Annotated in this window: 19 protein-coding genes; 11 read left to right on the forward strand and 8 right to left on the reverse strand. The window is 42.8% G+C overall.

The genetic code is table 11. The features are described 5' to 3' along the window. Positions 1–62: 62 nt before the first annotated feature. The 8 genes from hemC to EPX21_RS04045 all read left to right on the forward strand — a co-directional run bounded on the left by hemC (position 63) and on the right by EPX21_RS04045 (position 8177). On the forward strand, positions 63–1703 hold the full coding sequence (hemC, locus tag EPX21_RS04010; protein ID WP_134088382.1) for a hydroxymethylbilane synthase: 1641 nt from the start codon (positions 63–65) through the stop codon (positions 1701–1703). A gap of 164 nt (positions 1704–1867) precedes the next feature. Then, positions 1868–2836: a porphobilinogen synthase gene (gene hemB, locus EPX21_RS04015; RefSeq protein WP_134088383.1), complete on the forward strand. Its 969-nt coding sequence runs from the start codon at positions 1868–1870 to the stop codon at positions 2834–2836. A 102-nt stretch (positions 2837–2938) separates the two neighbouring features. Continuing rightward, on the forward strand, positions 2939–4303 hold the full coding sequence (gene hemL, locus EPX21_RS04020) for a glutamate-1-semialdehyde 2,1-aminomutase (protein ID WP_206105991.1): 1365 nt from the start codon (positions 2939–2941) through the stop codon (positions 4301–4303). A gap of 82 nt (positions 4304–4385) precedes the next feature. Further along, positions 4386–5249, forward strand: coding sequence for a sensor histidine kinase KdpD (locus tag EPX21_RS04025; protein ID WP_134088384.1), 864 nt, complete (start codon positions 4386–4388; stop codon positions 5247–5249). A gap of 2 nt (positions 5250–5251) precedes the next feature. Continuing rightward, positions 5252–5959, forward strand: a complete 708-nt coding sequence (locus EPX21_RS04030; protein ID WP_134088385.1) for a response regulator transcription factor — start codon at positions 5252–5254, stop codon at positions 5957–5959. A 3-nt stretch (positions 5960–5962) separates the two neighbouring features. After that, on the forward strand, positions 5963–6475 hold the full coding sequence (locus EPX21_RS04035) for a hypothetical protein (protein ID WP_134088386.1): 513 nt from the start codon (positions 5963–5965) through the stop codon (positions 6473–6475). Positions 6476–6489: 14 nt separating this feature from the next. Beyond that, positions 6490–7515, forward strand: a complete 1026-nt coding sequence (gene hemE, locus EPX21_RS04040) for a uroporphyrinogen decarboxylase (protein WP_134088554.1) — start codon at positions 6490–6492, stop codon at positions 7513–7515. A gap of 122 nt (positions 7516–7637) precedes the next feature. After that, a complete protein-coding gene (locus tag EPX21_RS04045) occupies positions 7638–8177 on the forward strand; it encodes a CopD family protein (RefSeq protein ID WP_134088387.1) in 540 nt (179 codons plus the stop codon). A gap of 1 nt (position 8178) precedes the next feature. Here EPX21_RS04045 and EPX21_RS04050 read toward each other — a convergent pair whose 3' ends face one another. The 8 genes from EPX21_RS04050 to rpmB form a co-directional block, all read right to left on the reverse strand. After that, positions 8179–11199 carry a DUF2723 domain-containing protein gene (locus EPX21_RS04050; protein ID WP_134088388.1) on the reverse strand — a complete coding sequence of 1007 codons (3021 nt, stop codon included), beginning with the start codon at positions 11197–11199 and terminating at the stop codon, positions 8179–8181. 87 nt (positions 11200–11286) lie between these two features. After that, positions 11287–11640 (reverse strand): MmcQ/YjbR family DNA-binding protein, encoded by a 354-nt coding sequence (locus EPX21_RS04055; protein ID WP_134088389.1) that lies wholly within the window; start codon positions 11638–11640, stop codon positions 11287–11289. Between the two features lie 114 nt (positions 11641–11754). Then, complete coding sequence (gene bshC / locus EPX21_RS04060; protein ID WP_134088390.1) at positions 11755–13347, reverse strand: bacillithiol biosynthesis cysteine-adding enzyme BshC; 1593 nt, start codon at positions 13345–13347, stop codon at positions 11755–11757. Positions 13348–13461: 114 nt separating this feature from the next. Beyond that, the gene (gene rimO / locus EPX21_RS04065; protein WP_134088391.1) at positions 13462–14790 is read right to left on the reverse strand and encodes a 30S ribosomal protein S12 methylthiotransferase RimO; all 1329 of its coding nucleotides are present in this window, start codon (positions 14788–14790) and stop codon (positions 13462–13464) included. Between the two features lie 13 nt (positions 14791–14803). Further along, positions 14804–15766, reverse strand: coding sequence for a signal recognition particle-docking protein FtsY (gene ftsY, locus EPX21_RS04070; protein ID WP_134088392.1), 963 nt, complete (start codon positions 15764–15766; stop codon positions 14804–14806). A 249-nt stretch (positions 15767–16015) separates the two neighbouring features. Continuing rightward, entirely contained in the window at positions 16016–16198 is a 183-nt protein-coding gene (locus EPX21_RS04075) for a DUF4295 domain-containing protein (RefSeq protein WP_134088393.1), read from the reverse strand. 43 nt (positions 16199–16241) lie between these two features. Next, entirely contained in the window at positions 16242–16424 is a 183-nt protein-coding gene (gene rpmG / locus EPX21_RS04080; RefSeq protein ID WP_027379950.1) for a 50S ribosomal protein L33, read from the reverse strand. An 81-nt stretch (positions 16425–16505) separates the two neighbouring features. Continuing rightward, positions 16506–16739 (reverse strand): 50S ribosomal protein L28, encoded by a 234-nt coding sequence (gene rpmB, locus EPX21_RS04085; RefSeq protein ID WP_134088394.1) that lies wholly within the window; start codon positions 16737–16739, stop codon positions 16506–16508. 170 nt (positions 16740–16909) lie between these two features. Here rpmB and EPX21_RS04090 point away from each other — a divergent pair, with 170 nt between their 5' ends. The 3 genes from EPX21_RS04090 to EPX21_RS04100 all read left to right on the forward strand — a co-directional run bounded on the left by EPX21_RS04090 (position 16910) and on the right by EPX21_RS04100 (position 20568). Then, on the forward strand, positions 16910–17362 hold the full coding sequence (locus EPX21_RS04090; RefSeq protein ID WP_134088395.1) for an IS1 family transposase: 453 nt from the start codon (positions 16910–16912) through the stop codon (positions 17360–17362). 183 nt (positions 17363–17545) lie between these two features. Beyond that, entirely contained in the window at positions 17546–18940 is a 1395-nt protein-coding gene (locus tag EPX21_RS04095; protein ID WP_206105992.1) for a hypothetical protein, read from the forward strand. Between the two features lie 53 nt (positions 18941–18993). Then, positions 18994–20568 carry an MFS transporter gene (locus EPX21_RS04100; protein WP_134088556.1) on the forward strand — a complete coding sequence of 525 codons (1575 nt, stop codon included), beginning with the start codon at positions 18994–18996 and terminating at the stop codon, positions 20566–20568. Positions 20569–20575: the final 7 nt, after the last annotated feature.

Genomic DNA, 20575 nt, shown 5'->3' on the forward strand with positions numbered 1-20575 from the left:
TCTTGTCGGCAGGCGGCTTAAGGCTTAAGAAGAGTGTATACGAATGAAACATAAATATAAAGGTGGATAGAAAGCTTATTATTGGAACAAGAGGCAGCGATTTGGCCTTATGGCAAGCCAATCATGTGAAAGATCGCTTAGCTGCAATCGGTGTACAGGCGGAGCTGAAGGTTATTAAAACGCAGGGAGACAACATACAGCATCTTCGTTTAGATAAATTAGAGGGAAAGGGCTTTTTTACAAAAGAATTGGAAGAAGAGCTTTTAGGTGGCCATATCGATATAGCCGTACATTCCCATAAAGATCTGCCAACCACCAATCCACCCGGATTGAAGATAGCAGCGGTTTCAGAACGGGAAGATCCTTCTGAGCTGTTGATCGTTTTGAAAGATTGCGTCGATCTTAAAAAAAGGCTGTCGGTTAAACATAACGCTATTGTCGGTACTTCGTCTAATCGGCGGAAAGCACAACTGCTTGCTTTTAGGCCTGATTTGGAGATTGAAGATTTGCGGGGAAACGTCAATACGCGCTTGCAAAAGTTGCGCGACGAGAAATACGATGCGATCATGCTGGCAAAGGCCGGAGTCGAGCGGTTGAAGCTGGATTTAAGCGAGTTTCATGTAGAAGTCATTCCTCCCACCGAAATTATTCCTGCGCCCGCGCAAGGCGTTTTAGCTATACAGATCCGTGAAACGGACGAGCTGCTAGAGGAAGTTTTGCAGCAAATACATCAAAAGGATGTAGCGGAAGCCATTGGAGTAGAACGGAAAGTACTCAACCTTTTTGAAGGAGGCTGCCACATGCCCTTAGGCTGTTACTGTAGGAAAACGGCTACCGGTTTTGAAGTTTGGACTGCTAAGGCCAAAGATGGCGAAAGTTTTCCGACCCGTTTGTATTTGAAAGCGGAAAGTACAGCGGGGTTAGCTGAAAGAATTAAGGAGAAATTCGATCCAGGAAGGAAATTGCCGGAGTCGGTGTTTATTACCCGCGAGCTTTCGGAAACGTCATTTCTAAAACGATCTTTAGAGCAGCATCACACCAAAGTGGAAGGGCGTTCACTTATTAAGATCTTCTCGATCATAAATACGCTCGATCCTTATATATTAAAATACGTTCGTTGGGTGTTTTTCAGTAGTAAAAACGGTATTGAGAACTTTTTTAAGCTTAATCCGCGACTGAGTAAACACGTTCAATATGCCGTGGTAGGTCGGGGTTCAGAAGAGGCGCTGAGAAGTTACGGCATTATACCTGCCTTTACAGGCGAAGCGGAAGGCATCGAAATGGAAAAAATAGGCGATGCTTTTGCGGAAATCGCGGCGGGTTCTACCGTACTTTTTCCTCGGGCAAAGGGCTCCTTACAAACGATACAAAGTAGATTAAAAGCTGATACAAAAGTGATCGACCTGCCAGTTTACGAAACACGTATTGACGAACAGGTAGAAGGGTCGCGGGCGGATGTACTTATTTTTACGAGTCCCACTAATGTAGAAGCGTATTTTAAAGACAATCTGGTTGAGCCAGGGCAGAAAGTGATCAGTATCGGCAATTCGACGGGAAAGAAACTGGAGGAAATCGGCGTGCAATATACGCTGCCCTTTTCTCCGGACGAATTAGGCCTGGCGGAGGCAGTGTTTGCGCTTGATTTTACCGATGGAAAAATGACGAAAAGCGACCCGTCCGGAACTGTCACCCCATTGCTATAATATGTCTTGCGTGCGAAATCGCATATTTTCCTGCTTATCTTTGTAATAAGAGAACCCACAAAGCTTCGTGTCACGAGCACCTTCCTTTTCCCTTTGAAAACAATGGTGTTTAGCTTGCAAAGCTATGTAGTTCGTCTTGAGCGGTTAGATTTTAAAAGAAGAAGATGATTTATCGACAACGTAGATTACGTAAAAATCCAATTATTAGAGAGATGGTGGCAGAAACCCGTCTGTCAAAGGATATGTTCATTTATCCTTATTTTATCGTCCCAGGAAATCAAGTGAAACATGCATTGCCTTCCTTACCGGGCGTTTATCATTTTTCCATTGATAAGCTTATCGAGGACGTGGAGATTGGGTTGAAGTTAGGGGTAAATAAGATCATGCTCTTTGGGGTTGGAGAAGAAAAGAGCGCTGACGCCCATACGGCTTACGATCGCGACGGGCTGGTGCCCAGGACAATCAAAGCACTTCGAGAAGCTTTTGGAGAAGATTTATACATTGTTACGGATGTTTGTGTTTGTTCGTATACAAGCCATGGCCACTGCGGAATTCTAGAACACGATTACGTGCAGAACGACCGTACCATTGACGTGTTGACAAAGATGTCGCTGGCTCATGCAGAGGCAGGGGCTGATATGTTGGCACCTTCGGACATGATGGACGGTCGCATTCGTGCGATTAGAAACGCGCTTGACGAGAATGGTCAGGTCAATGTAGCGATCATGTCCCATGCAACCAAGTTTGCTTCATCTTATTATGGCCCATTCAGGGAGGCCGCAGATTGTGCACCTAGTAAAGGCGATCGAAAAGCGTATCAAATGGATTTCAGAAATGCTAATGAGGCTTTACGCGAAGCGTTTCTGGATGAACAGGAAGGCGCTGATATCTTAATGATTAAGCCGGCTTTGGCTTATTTGGACGTAATTAGCCGGATAAAAAGTGAAAGCAGTTTGCCTTTGGCCTGCTATAATGTTTCCGGTGAATTTGCGATGGTAAAAGCCGCTGCGCAGAATGGGTGGATTGACGAACAAAGGATTGTGATGGAAACCATGTACGCGTTTGCACGTGCCGGCGCTAGTGTCATTACTACCTACCATATCAGAGATATGGTGGAGCAGAAGTGGATTTAATTGGGAAATAGTTAGTAGGAAATAGTTAGCCGTTAGTTAAGATTGGTTGTATAACTTGACATCTTAACAATTTAACGTTTCAACAAATAGCAAATAAAGAACATGTTAGATTCCATAAAAAAGATGTTTTCCGGAAACGAAGAGGAAGTACGTGTGGCTGGAGCCAAAGCAGATATATCACGTGAGAAATCTGCGGTTTTATTCGAAAAAGCGAAGAAATATTTTCCAGGTGGCGTAAATTCGCCTGTACGGGCTTTTAAGTCGGTATACGGTACACCTTTATTTATCGAAAAGGGGGATGGATGCTTTGTTTGGGATGCGGATGGTAATAAATTTATAGATTTTTGTTGTTCTTGGGGGCCGCTTATTCTCGGTCATAATAACGAGAAAATCAGGGAAGCTGTTACGAACGCACTGCAAAATGGGCTAAGTTTTGGCGCGCCTACGGCGCTCGAGAACGAACTGGCCGAGCTTATATTAAAAAATAACAAGTATATCCAAAAGCTGCGTTTTGTGAGCTCCGGTACAGAGGCGGTGATGTCGGCAATCCGTTTAGCCAGAGGCTATACGAAACGTGATAAGATCATTAAATTTGAAGGGTGTTATCATGGACATTCGGATTCGCTGCTGGTAAAAGCCGGTTCGGGATTGATCACTTTTGGCGAAACGTCCTCATTGGGCGTACCCAAGTCTTTTGCGGACGAAACGATTGTCATTGGCTTGAATGATAAGGAAGCCGTGAAGACGGCTTTCGCCGAATTCGATGGTGAAATTGCTGCTGTTATTATAGAAGGGATTCCCGCAAATAACGGTTTGTTAATGCAAGATAAAGACTATATCGAATTCTTACGCACAATCACAAAGGAACAGGGAAGCTTACTCATCTTTGATGAGGTAATTACCGGTTTCCGCTTGGGCTTTGAAGGTGCCGCGGCCTATTATGACGTGCAGCCTGATATTATCACCTATGGAAAAATCATTGGCGGTGGGATGCCGGTAGGCGCTTATGGATCTTCGGAAGAGATCATGAGCTACATCTCTCCTGACGGAGGCGTTTATCAAGCGGGTACCTTGTCGGGCAACCCGGTTGCTATGGCGGCAGGGATCGCCCAATTAAGCGAACTGAATAGACCTGGGTTTTATAAAGAGTTGAATCGGAAGGCAGCAGATTTCGCAGCGTCGATTCAGCGATACGCAAGTGCCAAAAATTATAAAGTACGGGTATTTAATGTAGCCTCCATCTTTTGGATCGCTTTTACCGATAAAGAGGAGATACAGGCAGCTACAGATATCGAGGCTGCTAGCATGGAGAAATATAAAGTAATGCACCGGGAATTGCTAAATAGAGGTGTTTACCTCGGGCCTTCAGGTTATGAAGTTGGGTTCGTGTCAGCAGCCCATTCGAAAATAGAACTGGAGAAAGCGAAAAGAGCTATATTTGAAAGCTTGGATATAGTGTTTAAATAGCTGTTAGCTTTTAGGGGTTCGCTTTTAGTTTAATTGGCTAACAACTAACAACTAACAACTAACAACTGACAACTAATTAGGTATGCGAAAACCATTGTTTTTGTTTTATTTTCTTGTTTTCTACGCAATTGCGCAGATTGTGTGGTGGGGAATGCTATTGATGGAGCTGGAACCCTTAAGAAAAGGAATGGTGATAGGAGAGGGGTTTATTTTTATGACCATCTTTTTGGTCGGAGCCATTAAATTGAAAAGAGCCTTTGTGCATGAACACAAAACGCATAAGCAGCAGCACAATTTCCTTCTTTCCGTGACCCACGAGCTAAAATCGCCGTTGGCATCGATTAAGCTTTACATACAGACGATATTAAAACGAGACTTGAACAAAGAGCAACGGGATCAATTTTTGTCGAATTCGCTGAAAGATATTGAACGTTTGGACGACTTAGTAGAAAACGTACTGTTAGCGACGAAATTAGAGAGCATAGGAAAAAGCATCCCGAAAGAGGAGTTCGACTTTTCCGAGTTGACCGGCAGGGTGGCCGATAGACTGCAAGTGCATTCCTGTACCTCCCAGATCATTAAAACGGAGATTCAACCGAATATTTTTTATGTTGGCGATAAACTTGCCATCACATCGGTTATCACCAACTTAATAGAGAATGCGATCAAATATTCCCCGCCCTGTGCCCATGTCCATGTGAAACTGTATAAGCACGAACATCAGATACGTTTTTCGGTGGCCGATTTAGGGATCGGCATCAATGATGAGGAAAAAAAACGTATTTTTAATAAATTTTATCGTGTTGGGAGTGAGGATACCCGTAAAACGAAAGGTACGGGTTTGGGGTTATACATTGTAAAGTCGGTTTTGGACAAGCACAACGCCCAAATCAAAGTATTAAATAACACTCCTACAGGGAGCATTTTTGATGTAACATTTAATTGATTATGCAAGCAAAACAACGCATACTTCTGGTAGAAGATGAAGAGCACTTACTCGAAGCCATTAAGTTGAATCTTGAATTGGAAGGATATAAAGTAACTACGGCAACAGACGGTAAAAAGGCCCTTAAAAAGTTCAAGGAAGAACGCTTTAATTTGATTATTCTGGATGTCATGATACCCGAAATTGATGGTTTCCAAGTAGCCGAGACAATCCGCTTGGAAAACACGGAAGTTCCGATTATGTTTCTTACCGCCAAAAATACGAGTGAAGATCGGATTACGGGATTGAAGAAAGGGGCCGATGATTACTTGGTGAAGCCTTTTAATCTGGAAGAGCTGATCTTGCGTGTCGGCAATTTGGTTAGAAGAGGGATGAAGGGCGATGATCTAAAAGAACTTAACTCGTACCAAATAGGCGACAAAACGATTTACTTCAACTCCTTCGAGTTGCATCATAACGATGGAACGGTTACCGCATTGACAAAAAAAGAGACCATGTTGCTTAAGCTGTTAATAGAGCGGCGAAATGAAGCGGTATCCCGCGAGCAGATTTTGGAAACGGTTTGGAATTATGACGTATACCCTTCTACACGCACGATTGACAATTTCATTTTAACCTTCCGTAAGTATTTTGAGCCGGACCAAAAAAATCCGATTTATTTCCACTCTATCAGAGGCGTTGGTTATAAGTTTACCGATAACAAGAATTAGCCTATGATGACTTCGAAAGCTCGACTGGGAGTTGTAGTACTTGCTTTATTGCTATTAGCGTATACCATTTATGCCAAGACTTATCAGTTGACCTCGTTAATGATCGGTTTGATTGGCTATACCATATGGAGCTATTACAGAGAAGGTACGGTACTCTTGGCTTCTGAAGCTTTTAAGAAGAAACAATACGATCTAGCACGTACTCTTTTGGCGGATATCAAAAATCCTGATCATCTCAGAAAGAAGCGGCGAAATTATTACGAATTTATCAGCGGCAGCTTAGACTTACAGCTACTTAACTATGATAGCGCGGAAAGACATTTCCAAATCGCCAGTAGGTTACCTTTCCGGCGTCAGAACGACAAGGCCTTAATCTTTGTGAACTTGGCAAACATCAATTTGATGAAGAAGGATTATGAACGCGTGAAGGTATACCTGGAAAAGGTAAAGGAATTGGAGGTAAGCAGCCGCATAGCTCAAATTGTAAATAGAATAGAAAACGAAATACCTAAATAAAAGTGACCAAAGCTATAAAAGACAGTTTATTTATTCGGGCAGCTTTTTCGCAGCCAACAGAACGTCCCCCGGTATGGATGATGCGACAGGCGGGCAGATTTATGAAAGAATACTGGGATATAAAGAATAAATATTCTTTCTTGGAAATGTGTAAGACGCCCGAAATAGCGGCCGACGTAACAATGTTACCGGTAGACTTGTTAGGGATCGATGCTGCCATTCTGTTTTCTGATATCTTGGTAACAGCCGAAGCGATGGGTGGCGAACTAAGTTTTACGCAAGGAGTCGGACCCAGGTTCGCCAACCCGGTGCGGAACGAACAAGATATTGATGCCTTGCAAACGGACGTTGCGCATAAACTGCAATATGTAGCGGATGCTATCCAAGTGATTCAGCAAAGGCTTAACAGCAGCATTCCTTTGATCGGTTTTGCCGGAGCTCCTTTTACGGTGCTGAGCTATTTGATTGAGGGCGGATCGTCCAAAGATTTTAAGCTTACCAAACTTTTCCTTAACAACCATCCTGCGCTTGCTCATAAATTGTTAAAGAAAATAGCCGATGTGACGGTGACCTACCTAAATATGCAGATCAAAGCGGGTGTAAATGCCCTGCAGTTGTTCGATAGCTGGGCTTTGGCTTTATCGTGGGACGATTATAACGAGTTTTCTCATCAGTATAACGCATCGATTATAGCACAGCTTGATAGGAAGGACATACCGATTATCTCTTTTTGTAAAGGAAGCTCTGTATTTGCTCCGCTCATGGCCGACGCAAAACCGGATGTGATTTCGGTCGATTGGAATGCCGATTTAAAGCAGATAAAGGATAAGTTGCCAAAAGGGATAGCCGTGCAGGGAAATTTGGATCCCTTCATTTTATATGCTGACAAGTCGGTGATTAAAAAGAAAATCCTCCATCTATTTGAGCGCATGCGCGGGGAGGAAGGGTTTATCTTTAATTTGGGGCACGGAATTATGCCAGATATTCCTTTCGATCACGTGAAGTATGCCATCGAAGTAGTGAAGGAGTTTAGATACTAAGCTTTGTTATCTGTTGTTGGTTATTGATTGTTCGCCGTATCATCTGATATTTTGATGGTATAAAATGTTTTCATGAAGCGCGTCTAACTAATAACCAGCAACTAATAACTAATAACCAAGAGATGTACTTATACGCAAAGGCTATCCATATCATTTTTGTCGTCTGTTGGATGGCGGGCTTATTTTATATGGTAAGGTTATTTATTTACCATACAGAAGCGAAACAACGACCGGAAAGCGAATATGCTATCTTGCATAAGCAGTTTGTGCTTATGGAACGTAAACTGTGGTGGATCATTACTACGCCTTCCATGTATTTCACCATCGCTGCTGCGGGAGTGATGATGTACCTGAATCCGGCTTGGTGGTACCAACCTTGGATGCATGTGAAACTTACCTTTGTTTTAGGACTGATTGTTTATCATTTCATTTCTCAACGGATTATGTTTAAGTTGGCCGAGGGAGAAGCTGGTAAGTGGACTTCGATGAAACTCAGGTTATGGAATGAACTGGCTACGGTTTTGTTGTTCGCTATTGTGTTTACGGTAGTACTGAAAAGTGCAATAAACTGGATCTACGGCGTAGTAGGTTTAGTGCTCTTTGCGGTCATGCTTATGATAGCTGTTAAACTATATAAAAGACTGAGGGAAAAGAGCAATTAGCCTATTGGCTAATTGCTGTCAGTTTTCTTTCGAGCATGGCATATTGATTGCCTAAATATTTTTCCATATCTGCTTGTTTATATTTTTTGGAATTGGCTAGCATTGCATTTAAGACGCCCATGCCTAATTGAATGCTACGTTCATCAATAGCGTTCGGCTTATCTTTCGCAATAGCCAAGTTGTAATGGAGCTGTTCCGCAATATAATCTCCGTTTCGTTTCATGATTTCATTTGCTTTATTCTTTTCATCCACCTCATATAGGGTGTCCGAAATAAAATAGTAGTCAACCGCTTGATTCATCGTCAGCACTTGCTTAGGCAATACATCCAGGCACCTATTGACTACTTTTTTAGCCTCATCTTTTTGTTTAGCTTCTAAGAGCTCCCTGGATAAGATGTTAAAGCTGTTGGTGTATTGCGGAATGATGTTTCGCGTAATAGGATCTAAATAGCTTAGCTGACCTACATTTCCCCAGGTAAATCGATTCATTAAGTTATCGTATAAGGCCCATCTGTTTGTCCGTTGTGTATCAGTAGATACATTTGCCAGGGCAGACTGCCCGGTTTTATCTGGATCTATTGGCATCAATCTATGTAATAATCCCTCATTTATCAGGTATTTGTCCAAGCCCAAGGTTTCACTTGGTGGAATTTTTACGAAATAGATTGGACGCTGCCACGCGTTGTTTTTCAGAAGATCTAATAGGGCTAAATCGCCGCGCGTGATATAGTCGCGGTTAAAATCCCATTCCATACTATCGGTTATAAAATCTTGCCAAGCTTTCGGCACGGCCTTGTTTTTAATCACCTCCTCTTTAATTACTGTCAGCTTCATTTTTTTGGTAGGCAGGAAATTCTCTCCCGTGCGGTCAGATTTATCATCCGGATGGTCCGATAACATAATATCCAATAGCTCTTTAATTTCTACTGGTCTATCGATGTCATAGTCTTCATACACCAGGTAGTCCCGAACACCTTTATCCAATTTGGCTGGCTCGATGCCTATCGGTAAAGGCGCTGAACGGTTGATCTTTTTACGCATCTGCTTTAGATACCAATCGGCATTCAGGTAGCCGATATTAACTACACGCACATCCGGACGAATCCCTTCCACTTCTTGTGCATACCAAATCGGAAAGGTATCGTTATCACCGTACGTAAACAGAATGGCATTCGGTTCGCAAGAGGCTAGATAATTGCGGGCATATAAATCCCGGGTTGTATACTTTTCAGATCGGTCGTGGTCATCCCATCCCTGATATAGCAGTAAGCAGGGAACCGCTAGTAGACAGCTGAGTGTTGTCGATAAAACTAAAGATTTTTTTTTAACTAAGTTCGTCAATGCAACAAGGCCTAGCCCGATCCAGATGGCGAAGGTATAAAAAGACCCAACATAGGCATAGTCGCGTTCACGCGGCTGAATAGGTGTATCGTTCAGGTAGAGTACAATCGCCAGACCGGTAAAGAAGAAGAGAAGTAATACAATGCCCATATCTTTTCTACCGTTTCGATAATGCCAGGCTAAGCCAATTAACCCCAACATAAGTGGCAAGAAATAGAATTGATTGCGGGAAGGATCTTTTTTAGCAGATGTGGGCAAATCGTACTGCCCGCCAAGGCGCATGTTGTCGATAGGTTTGATACCGCTCAACCAGTTTCCATCCGTCAGGTTACCGATTTGTCCTGATTCATCATTTTGTCGCCCAACGAAATTCCACATAAAATAGCGCCAAAACATAACGCCGGCCTGATAACTGGTGAAAAACTGTAGATTGCTCCAAAAACCGGGCTGCTCATTTTCCCCTAATTGTAGCCAATATCGATAGAAATCGCTGTCCTTTTGGCTGTGCACACGGGGAAACAGCGTGGTGCGGTCGTACGTATAAGCGGGCTTATGTCCCACGATGGTGTACTTATCCGCATCTTTCCTGTAAATTGGTGCGCCATCTTCTACCGCGATGGGACTGGAGTCAAAATACTTTCCTATGATTAACGGACTGGATACGTATTGGTCACGCGATACGTATTCCAGCAAAGAAAAAATATTATCGGGATTGTTATTGTTCAGTGAAGGATTTGCATTCGCCCTGATAAACACCATGGCAAAGGAGCTATACCCAAAAAGGACGAAACAAAAACAGAGGAGCACCAAATTCAGTTGCGCTTTATTATGCTTAATGGAGTAACGAATGCCTAAAACGATTGCGGCAACTAATAACACGATAAAGGCGGAGATTCCGCTCCCGAATCCGAGGCCCAGCGTGTTGACGAAGAAAAGATCGAAGTGAGCGGCGGCTTTTATTAAATATTGGATTACGCCCCATAAAATCGCTCCTAATAGAAGAAAGCTGATGCCAAGCTGTTTAATAATGCCCTTTGCGGTTACTTGCTTGGCTTTCTTAAAATAAATAACCATCGCAAGTACCGGAATAGTTAGCAGGTTCAATAAATGCACACCTATTGACAAGCCTATAATAAAGGCGATTAACACCAGCCATTTCTCCGACCTCGGTTCATGTGCATGGTTTTCCCATTTCAGAATAAGCCAGAATAGCGTCGCTGTACACAAGGAGGACATGGCATATACTTCACTTTCTACCGCAGAAAACCAAAAGCTATCTGAAAAAGCGAAAGCGAGTGCTCCGACTGTACCGGCGCCTAAAATTTTCACTAAGGTCAGTTCTGACAAACCTTTGTCTGTTAAGCTTCTCTTTGCCAAGGCAGTGATCGTCCAAAAGAGTAATAAGACGGTAAGACCGCTACAAACAGCAGAACCGGTATTCATCCAATACGCTAACATGGTTTTGTCGCCCAGGGCAAGGTTCGAAAAAACGTTTTGGAGCAGCAGGAATAGCGGCGCGCCCGGTTGGTGTACAATCTCCAGCTTATAGGCAGCGGCGATAAATTCGCCACAGTCCCAAAAACTGACGGTGGGTTCTTTCGTAAGGAAGTAGACGAGCGTTGCGATAAAGGCACATAGCCAACCGATAAGATTGTTAAGCTTGTTGTAGGTCTTCTCCATAATAAGGCGTTTTGTTACCTAAAATTAGCGGAGAAAAGCTGAAAACCTTAGCCTAAAATGTTAAATGTTAATATGTATGTGTGTTTGTTACAATAGCGTGCTTCTGATCCGAGGTGAAAGCTTGTTATAAACCAATTCGTAACTATGGTCAATAAGGTCTTTGAGTTGTTGAAGAGAAAGTTCTCCGTTTGCTTCTACGGTATTCCAGTGTTTCTTATTCATATGATAGCCGGGAAATACACTAAAGGGGTATTGCTCGCGTAAGTCGATCGCCCGTTCGGGATCGCACTTGGCGTTGAAAGATAGAGGTTGCACATCCAAACCGGTTAAGAGGAAGACTTTTCCGCCGACCTTAAAGACCAGGGTGTCCGGACCGAAAGGAAATCCTTCCGTAACGCCTTTTTTGCTCAGGCAATAGGTTCGCAGTTCTTCGATGTTCATTTTTTAACTCAAAATTCAAAAGTAAAAATTCAAAAGCTTGCTTTCCGAAGGGATGGTCAAAATCGAACCTAAGTGTTCGGGGGAAAACCAACAACGAATCAGCAGTAACTAAAACTAATACAATATCGTAAACTTCATATCCAAAGGATTGAAGAATTTAAGTAGATCGTTTATTAGCTCATCGCCATATTTTACGTATAGTAAACCGAAATTCTCTACACGTTCTTGAAGTTGGCCATTAGGGAAAAACTTTTCCTTCATATGGTCGATTTGCGATATAGCGTCTTCGAAATTTTGTTTATCCGCTTTGATGAACTTTTTCTCCAGGTTATTGATCGCCTTATGCAGTCGCGCTTTCACCGCCTCCGTGCTTGGGCGCAGGGTAGGGTCTATTTTAGCGGCCCTGTCTTTAATTCGTTCAAAAATAGCTTCCATTTCTAACCACTCATCGTTTAAATTAAGACGATGTTTTGAATGAATGCGGACGTACTCCCTTTTTAGTTCGTTTGTGTCCCTAAAAAGGCTTTTAAACGTTAAATTAAGCCTAAAAACTTTATAGTCTAAATGTTCGTTGGATACAATGGCCGAGTTACGGGGAAGCAGAATAGGGAAATCTACTTGATAGTGTTCAAAGTTACTTTTGAGCTGTAACCAGTAAATAATCTCAGCGCCGCCGCCGATATAACAGATATTTGGTAGAATAATCTCTTGATAAAGCGGCCGCATCACCACGTTTGGGCTAAAGCGCTCCGGATGGTTTTCGATCTCCCTAACCAATTCTTCTTTTGAGAAAAATTTGTTGTGGTGCAATACTTCAAAGTCTCCGTTCGGTGTTTGGACAATACGCTCTCGATACGTATCTGTCAAGTAAAAGAAGTTTATCTCGCGGGCATGCGCTTGGGCTTCGAAGCCAGCTTGTTCTAATGCTTGTGTCGTACGCACAATATTTTGATAACTATACCGGTTCAATATATCCTCTTTTATGTAAGGAGCAAACAAGGTTTTTAGTCCACGGTGATCGGGATCAATGGTCACTAAGCCATATTTGCCAAATAATCCATTTACCAGACAGCGTGTTGCATCGGCTAAGTTTTTTTGATGAAGATAAGCTTCTTCGACCAGTTTGGCCAATCGATCCGAATTGTGGCTTAAGCCCAGTAGTCTTTGGTATTTCTTTACGGTGCGAGCCATCGAGAAAGTTTCCATCCTACCGGTGGCGGCTTGGGCAGGGGTATCCCATTTAATCAATTCGCCTTGCAATTGGGTATGATTGATTTCGGCAAAATCATGGTCTTCGGTAGCCATCCAATAAACAGGTACAAAGTTGTGATCAGGAAATTTCTCTTTCAACTGCATACACAGTTTAATGGTGCTTACGATTTTGAAAATGAAATAAAGAGGCCCTGTGAAGATATTTAGCTGATGTCCTGTTGTGACGGTGAAGGTGTTTTCTTCCTTTAGTAAGTTGATGTTATTTTGTACTTGTGGCGAAAGGTGTTCAAAAGATTTATATTGATCTATTAGCGCGTCAACCAGCACAGCCCGATCTGTTTTTTGCCCCTTTTTCTGGTTAATTTGTTTTTCAAAGCCTGATAGATCCGGGTTATTACCTACGAAGGGGGCAAGTTTCTTGTCTTTCGCTATATAAGCTAGCAGGGTTTCCGAAAAACTATTGGTATCGCTGTAATTAATATAACTTGCTTTCATCTGTTTTATATAGGCTCTCAGCAGTCGGCCGTCCGCCGTCCGCTTTGTATATACCTACAATAATAAACGATAAAACTGATTCCTTTCGTCCTTTTATCGTCAATTTAGTAATTCTTATGACTTGATTGTCCCATAGAGATCGAAGTCCTCCGCCCGGTCGACATGCACATGGGCGAATCTACCAACGGAAGTATAGCCGGTGTTAGCGGGAATCAGTACTTCGTTATCCACTTCAGGCGAATCATATTCCGTGCGTCCAACAAAGTAACCTTCTTCCATTCGGTCTATAAGCACTTTATAGGTATTTCCCACCTTCGCTTGATTGATTTCATAGGATATTCCTTGTTGGAGTTCCATGATTTGTTCTACTCTCGACTCCTTTTCTTCTTGCGAAATATCATCCTCCAAAGAATGGGCGTGTGTCTTTTCTTCATGTGAATAAGTAAAACATCCCAAACGATCAAAACGCGTGTTTTCCACCCATTCCATCATCTCGGCGAAATCTTGTTCTGTTTCACCGGGATAGCCGCAAATCAGGGTCGTGCGAAGCGCAATATTAGGAACTTTCTGCCGGATCGCATCCACCAGATCGATCGTTTTTTGTTTTGTTATACCTCGGCGCATGGATTTGAGCATATTATCTGAAATATGTTGTAAAGGCATATCCAAATAATTGCAGATATTAGATCTTTCGTTCATTACGTCCAATATATCCATGGGGAAACCTGAGGGGTATGCATACTGTAGGCGAATCCATTCAATACCTTCGACGTCCGACAGATTTCTTAGCAGGTCTGCCAAGTTCCTTTTCCCGTATAGATCTAAACCATAATAGGTGAGATCCTGTGCAATCAATATCAGTTCCTTGGTGCCGTTTTTGGCTAAGTATTTGGCTTCTTTAACTAAATCGGCAATCGGTTTCGATACATGCTTACCGCGCATTAACGGTATTGCACAGAAGGAGCAGGGGCGGTTACAACCTTCAGCAATTTTAAAATAGGCATAATGGGAAGGTGTGGTTAACATTCGCTCGCCAAGTAGCTCGTGTTTATAATCGGCCCCTACACTTGTCAGCAATTGCTGTAGGTCGTTGGTACCGAAATAGGCGTCAATATTGGGTATTTCTGTTTCAAGTTCCGGTTTATATCGTTCCGACAAACAACCCGTTACAATCACTTTATCGAGCTTCCCTTCGTCCTTTAATGCACTGTATTGCAAAATGGTGTCGATAGACTCCTGTTTGGCATTATCAATAAAGCCGCAGGTATTGATAACGACGATATCATTTTCGTGAATATTATCCGCTTCATGCACAACTTCCATCTGGTTCCCACGCAGTTGTCCCATGAGTATTTCGCTGTCATGAATGTTTTTTGAACATCCCAGCGTAATCACATTGACCCGTGGTGTTGAGGTGCCGTTGTTCGTCTTTTTCGTTTTCATTCCTACACTTTCCCTATTTGAACAGGGAATCCACAAATTCTTTTTTATTAAATAATTGCAAGTCGTTTATCCCTTCCCCAACACCTATATATTTCACAGGTATTTTAAATTGGTCGGAGATACCAATAACCACACCTCCTTTGGCAGTGCCGTCGAGTTTTGTCAATGCCAGCGCGTTGACATCTGTGGCTTGGGTAAATTGTTTACATTGTTCAATCGCATTTTGCCCCGTTGATGCATCTAAAACAAGTAGTATTTCGTGAGGTGCTCCCGGAACTACTTTTTTCATTACATTTTTGATTTTCGTCAGCTCGTTCATCAAGGCAAGTTTATTGTGCAGGCGTCCGGCAGTATCGATAATAACGACGTCCTCTTGACTTGCTACAGCCGATTGAATGGTATCGAAAGCTACCGACGCAGGATCCGAACCCATGGCTTGCGCCACTACTCGAACACCTACTCTTTCTCCCCAGAGCTTAATTTGATCAACCGCCGCCGCCCTAAAGGTGTCGGCAGCGCCCAAGACGACTTTATTTCCTGCTTGTTTCAATTTATGAGCAAGCTTGCCAATGGTGGTTGTTTTGCCAACGCCATTTACGCCAACAACCATAATGACATAAGGCTTATGGTTGCCGTACTCGAAGTTCTCAAAATCGTTGCTGTTGTTTTCGGCAAGGAGTTCCTGGATTTCGTTACGGAGTATGTCATTTAACTCAGAGGTATTGATGTACTTGTCGCGAGCAACGCGGTCCTCAATACGCTCAATGATCTTTAACGTTGTAGTGACCCCCACATCCGAGGTCACGAGCACCTCTTCCAGATCGTCCAGCACTTCTTCGTCAACCATCGACTTACCAACCACCGCCTTGGTGATTTTAGTGAAAAAGCCTTCCTTTGTTTTTTCTAGACCTTTATTTAGTGCTTCCTGAGCTTCCGGGGTCTGCTCTTTCTTCTTGAAAAAATCGAATAATCCCATAGTATTAAGATGCCAGAATCAATGTTTTTATTGGTAAAGGTACTAATTTCCTCTATAAAACCTTCATGATCGATGCAGGATCAAATAGGTAAAACGTGTCATGAAGGTTCTTGATGGCCTTTTGAACCGAGTGCAAGGATCGCATTCATGCTGCTGAGGCCGAGGTGTTTAATAACCAAGGTGCTTTCAAAAAAAAAGCCCTTCCAACTGAAATCGGAACGGCTCTTTACATGCACAGCTCACTTATTTTTAAGCGTTGTTTTCAGCAACAATTTCTTTTGCAGCTTCTACCGCGTCTTTAATGTGGTCGTTGTGAGCAATCAATTCTTTGAAAGTATAAGCACCTGTTTTAGGTGATCTAACCGCAGTAATTACTTTCGTGTAATCTTTACCTTTACCGGTTTTAAGGGTTGCAACGGTTTTCTTAGCCATTTTCTTTTATTTTTATGCCCTTTCGAGCTTGTTATCAAAAGATTTATTTAATCTCTTTGTGAACGGTTACTTTTTTAAGTACGGGGTTGTATTTTTTCAACTCCAAACGTTCAGTGGTATTCTTTTTATTCTTGGTGGAAATATAACGAGACATTCCCGGCATACCACTTTCCTTATGTTCAGTGCACTCTAAGATTACTTGAACTCTATTACCTTTTTTAGCCATTGTTATTTTGTCTTAAATGCCGCAATTCTGCGGGATATTTTTTGCTACAGGATGAATAGTTATGATGCTAATAACGCTAAACTAAACGTATCCTTTTTTTATGAACTTACTAATAACTGCGGTTATACCATTTTTGTTGATGGTTTTGATTGCAGATGTTGAAACTTTTAATGTAATCCAACGGTTTTCTTCCGGGATAAAGAACCTCTTAGTTTGAAGGTTTGGGTAAAATTTACGTTTGGTTTTAACGTTTGAGTTAGAAACGTTATATCCATTCAATGCTGCTTTACCGGTTAAATCACAAATTCTTGACATGACTATATGCTGTTCGTTCTATTTTAAAAATCAGTTTCTCAAAGAGTGTGCAAATATCCGAAAATGTTTTTTCTTATGCAAGTGTTTTTTTTTATGATTTTTTTCTTACGGTGATGATACACAGGAAGTGATCTATTTTTACCGACTATATCTGCTAAAATACTATATTTATGGTAATTTACTATATATACATCAAAGATATGTCGGTAGCCATAAATTGTCCACGGTGTTTCAGCGAAGCTTATGTGAAAAGTGGTTATGTCAATAATCGCCAACGCTATCGCTGTAAAAGCTGCAATTACTTTTTTTCGGTGCAGAAGCCAGGGAAAAAGATCGATGCGTATTACGTAACGAAGGCGCTTCAATTGTATCTAGAGGGCGTCAGTTACCGCGAAATTGAACATATTTTGGGTGTTAGCCACGTTTCTGTCATGAACTGGGTTAAACAATATGGGATCAGTCGGCCCTCTCATTCCCATTTCCGCGCGACCTACCGAATTATGCGTCACAGTGAGGTCGTTGAGTTCTTTGCCGACCCCAAGAACCTGACAAACCGGGGCATGATCTTAACTGAGCTTGGGGATAAGTATATGCTGATAAAATGGGATCGCTTTCGTGATTAATTATTGGTGTAAGCCAAATTATTATCCTTTTTATACCAAAACGATCATTGGTAACTATAGTTTCTTAACAGGTATATATAGCTTTTTTGGATTTCAGAAAGGGGATTCCGTATTTCGATATAACATTAGCGCGACGTACAGCCATTGTGTTTTGATGATTTGTTAACCAATTGACTATTGACCATGAAAACTTTGATAAGCCGAATAGTCGTTACATGCGGAATCCTTACTATTTTCACAATAGATGTCTATGCACAAGGTTCAGATATTTACGGGCCTGGACTGAAAGTAAACATCGACGAGGAGGGAGAGAAGTATGTCCGTTTTCTTATCTGGAACCAGATATGGGCCCGCAGCGGCGCAAATAACCCCGGTACGATGCAAAACGGTGTTGCGGCCGACCGGGCTTGGGATATCGGGGCACGCCGATTACGTTTTCTGGCTTATGCGCAGATATCTCCCCGGTACATGATTTTATCTCATTTTGGAATAAACAACCAAACCTTTGTAAATGGTGGGGCGTCGGGTGCAAGTGGAACAGGTGCCTATGGTCAGGGTAAGAAACCGGGCGTTTTTTTTCATGATGTTTGGAATGAATATGCCGTCGTACCGGATAAAAATCCCCTAAAGGGTACATCGAACAACTATACGTTCTATATTGGTGGTGGTCTTCATTATTGGTCGGGTTTATCTCGGATGACTTCCGCCTCCACCTTGAACTTTTTAGCCGTAGATGCACCCATTTTTAACTGGCCATTGATTGAGCAGTCCGACCAGTTTGCGCGGCAGTTTGGCTTTTACGCAAAGGGCAAATTATCCAGACTTTGGTATCAGGTGAGTTTAAATAAACCTTTTGCGACCAATATGGATCCTACGGCTGAAAATGTGGCAGTTGATCATAATACGGGTAAGCCGGGATATGGAGGTTATTTTGATTGGGAGTTCTTAGAAGCAGAATCGCAGTTGCTTCCTTTCCGTGTGGGTAGTTACCTAGGGAGTAAGCGGGTATTTAACTTGGGGGCCGGCTTTTACATTAACCCGGAAGGCACTCGGAGTATAGATGCAGAGGCTGCCGTTAAGCAACACGATATCAGGCTGTTTTCGGTAGACGCCTTTTTGGATATACCCTTTGGGCGGGAGGATAAGCGCATGGCTTTGACCGCTTATAGCGTGTTTTACGATTATAATTTCGGACCGAATTATTTACGGCATATCGGTATTATGAATACGGGCACCTTAGATCCCGCTTTTACCGGACAACAGGCGATGGAAGGGGCCGGAAATGCGCGGGCTATGATAGGGACTGGCCAGATATGGTATACGCAGGCGGGTTGGGTTGCACCTAAATTTTCTGCGAACAGTAAAACGCGTCTACAGCCTTTTGCTGCTTATACCTATAAAAAATTTGACGCGCATCGGCAAAGTGGCAGTTTCTGGGATATGGGGGCTAATTTATTGCTGGACGGCCAAAATGCTAAAATAACTGCGCAATATGCGAGTCGGCAGCTCTTTACCGAAGAGGGATATCGGTTTCAAAGAAAAGGGGAGTGGATTTTACAGTTGCAGATTTACCTCTAACAATTAGATGTTAATAATAATCAACGATCAATTATAAATACCAAATAAATATGATGGAACAACAAGTGTCTTACAAAAAAGTCGATAACAGAACCTTATGGAAAGTGATCGGCGCTTCATCCTTAGGAACGCTCATCGAGTGGTACGATTTTTATATTTTCGGAAGCCTCGCAATCGTTATTTCTACTAAATTTTTTCCGGCCGATAATCCCACAGCGGCGTTTCTCTCCACCTTGGCTACCTTTGCGGCGGGTTTCGTGGTGCGTCCTTTCGGGGCTTTGTTTTTTGGCCGTTTGGGTGATATCGTAGGGCGGAAGTATACCTTTCTTATTACCTTATTAATTATGGGGTTATCTACGTTCGCTATCGGCTTAGTACCGGGCTATGAGACGATCGGTTTCGCAGCGCCGGTTTTGGTGCTTGCCTTTCGCTTATTGCAGGGATTAGCCCTTGGCGGTGAATACGGGGGAGCGGCTACCTACGTTGCGGAATATTCAGAACCGGATAAGCGGGGATTCCGGACATCATGGATACAAACGACGGCAACTTTCGGTCTTTTTATCTCCCTGGGAGTGATTATGCTCACGAAAAGCTTGATGTCAGACGAAGCTTTTCAAGATTGGGGTTGGCGGGTGCCTTTTCTCATCTCCATCGTGATGGTGGTAATCTCGTATTTTATCCGTAAAAACATGGAAGAATCTCCACTGTTCAAGAAAGCAAAAGCCGAGGGTAAGACCAGCAGTAACCCGCTTAAAGAATCCTTTGGAAAACGTTATAATTTTAAGTTCGTATTGCTGGCTTTATTCGGCGCAGCCATGGGCCAGGGCGTGGTTTGGTATGCCGGCCAGTTTTATGCCCTTTCCTTTCTACAGAATGTATGTAAGGTGGATTTCGACCAAACGAACTACATGATCGGTGCCGGCTTACTAGGAGCAACGGGTTTCTTCGTTTTCTTTGGATGGTTGTCCGACAAGATCGGTCGGAAGGCCGTCATGCTAAGTGGGATGCTGATTGCTGTATTTACGTATCGCCCGATCTTCGACAAGATTTATCATGCTGCAGATCCTGCTAATAAGGTGGAGATAGGAAAGGAACAGCCGGTGGTGAAAGAAGCGGTGGATGAAGAGACGGGCGAGCGGATACGGACCACTACCCTGATCAGTAATTTTAGTGATGGCAGTTCGTTGAAGGAAATCAAGCGGGAACGCTTTGATCAAAACGCGCTAGATGCGGGTCCGAAGATCGATACCAGTAGAAGTATCCACTTGGGAAATAGTAGTTTTTGGACCATCGTATCGCTCTGTTTCGTGCTGGTATTTTATGTAACTATGGTGTACGGACCCATAGCGGCCTTTCTGGTGGAGATGTTCCCGGTGAAGATTCGCTATACATCGATGTCTTTGCCCTATCATATCGGGAATGGTATTTTTGGTGGCTTGCTCCCGGCCGTAGCAACGTACTTGGTTGCCAAATCGCAGGCTCTGAACGATGCCGCCGCCGCTGCGGGTAATGCCTTACCTGTTGATAAGCCCTATCTGGCGGGTTTGTGGTACCCTATAATCATTGCCAGCGTGAGTTTTTGTATTGGTTTATTATATATAAGTAACAAAAAAAGAGATATCAGTTAAGTGATCT

The sequence above is a fragment of the Olivibacter sp. XZL3 genome, from assembly GCF_004368405.1.
In the GTDB taxonomy this organism is placed as follows: Bacteria; Bacteroidota; Bacteroidia; order Sphingobacteriales; family Sphingobacteriaceae; genus Olivibacter.

What these genes read in the sequence shown, in the direction of transcription:
- hemB (WP_134088383.1), top strand. Translation starts at nt 1,868, where the DNA reads ATGATTTATCGACAACGTAGATTACGTAAAAATCCAATTATTAGAGAG.
- hemL (WP_206105991.1), top strand. Translation starts at nt 2,939, where the DNA reads ATGTTAGATTCCATAAAAAAGATGTTTTCCGGAAACGAAGAGGAAGTA.
- EPX21_RS04025 (WP_134088384.1), top strand. Translation starts at nt 4,386, where the DNA reads ATGCGAAAACCATTGTTTTTGTTTTATTTTCTTGTTTTCTACGCAATT.
- EPX21_RS04030 (WP_134088385.1), top strand. Translation starts at nt 5,252, where the DNA reads ATGCAAGCAAAACAACGCATACTTCTGGTAGAAGATGAAGAGCACTTA.
- EPX21_RS04035 (WP_134088386.1), top strand. Translation starts at nt 5,963, where the DNA reads ATGATGACTTCGAAAGCTCGACTGGGAGTTGTAGTACTTGCTTTATTG.
- EPX21_RS04045 (WP_134088387.1), top strand. Translation starts at nt 7,638, where the DNA reads ATGTACTTATACGCAAAGGCTATCCATATCATTTTTGTCGTCTGTTGG.
- EPX21_RS04050 (WP_134088388.1), bottom strand. Translation starts at nt 11,199, where the DNA reads ATGGAGAAGACCTACAACAAGCTTAACAATCTTATCGGTTGGCTATGT.
- EPX21_RS04055 (WP_134088389.1), bottom strand. Translation starts at nt 11,640, where the DNA reads ATGAACATCGAAGAACTGCGAACCTATTGCCTGAGCAAAAAAGGCGTT.
- bshC (WP_134088390.1), bottom strand. Translation starts at nt 13,347, where the DNA reads ATGAAAGCAAGTTATATTAATTACAGCGATACCAATAGTTTTTCGGAA.
- rimO (WP_134088391.1), bottom strand. Translation starts at nt 14,790, where the DNA reads ATGAAAACGAAAAAGACGAACAACGGCACCTCAACACCACGGGTCAAT.
- ftsY (WP_134088392.1), bottom strand. Translation starts at nt 15,766, where the DNA reads ATGGGATTATTCGATTTTTTCAAGAAGAAAGAGCAGACCCCGGAAGCT.
- EPX21_RS04075 (WP_134088393.1), bottom strand. Translation starts at nt 16,198, where the DNA reads ATGGCTAAGAAAACCGTTGCAACCCTTAAAACCGGTAAAGGTAAAGAT.
- rpmG (WP_027379950.1), bottom strand. Translation starts at nt 16,424, where the DNA reads ATGGCTAAAAAAGGTAATAGAGTTCAAGTAATCTTAGAGTGCACTGAA.
- rpmB (WP_134088394.1), bottom strand. Translation starts at nt 16,739, where the DNA reads ATGTCAAGAATTTGTGATTTAACCGGTAAAGCAGCATTGAATGGATAT.
- EPX21_RS04090 (WP_134088395.1), top strand. Translation starts at nt 16,910, where the DNA reads ATGGTAATTTACTATATATACATCAAAGATATGTCGGTAGCCATAAAT.
- EPX21_RS04095 (WP_206105992.1), top strand. Translation starts at nt 17,546, where the DNA reads ATGAAAACTTTGATAAGCCGAATAGTCGTTACATGCGGAATCCTTACT.
- EPX21_RS04100 (WP_134088556.1), top strand. Translation starts at nt 18,994, where the DNA reads ATGGAACAACAAGTGTCTTACAAAAAAGTCGATAACAGAACCTTATGG.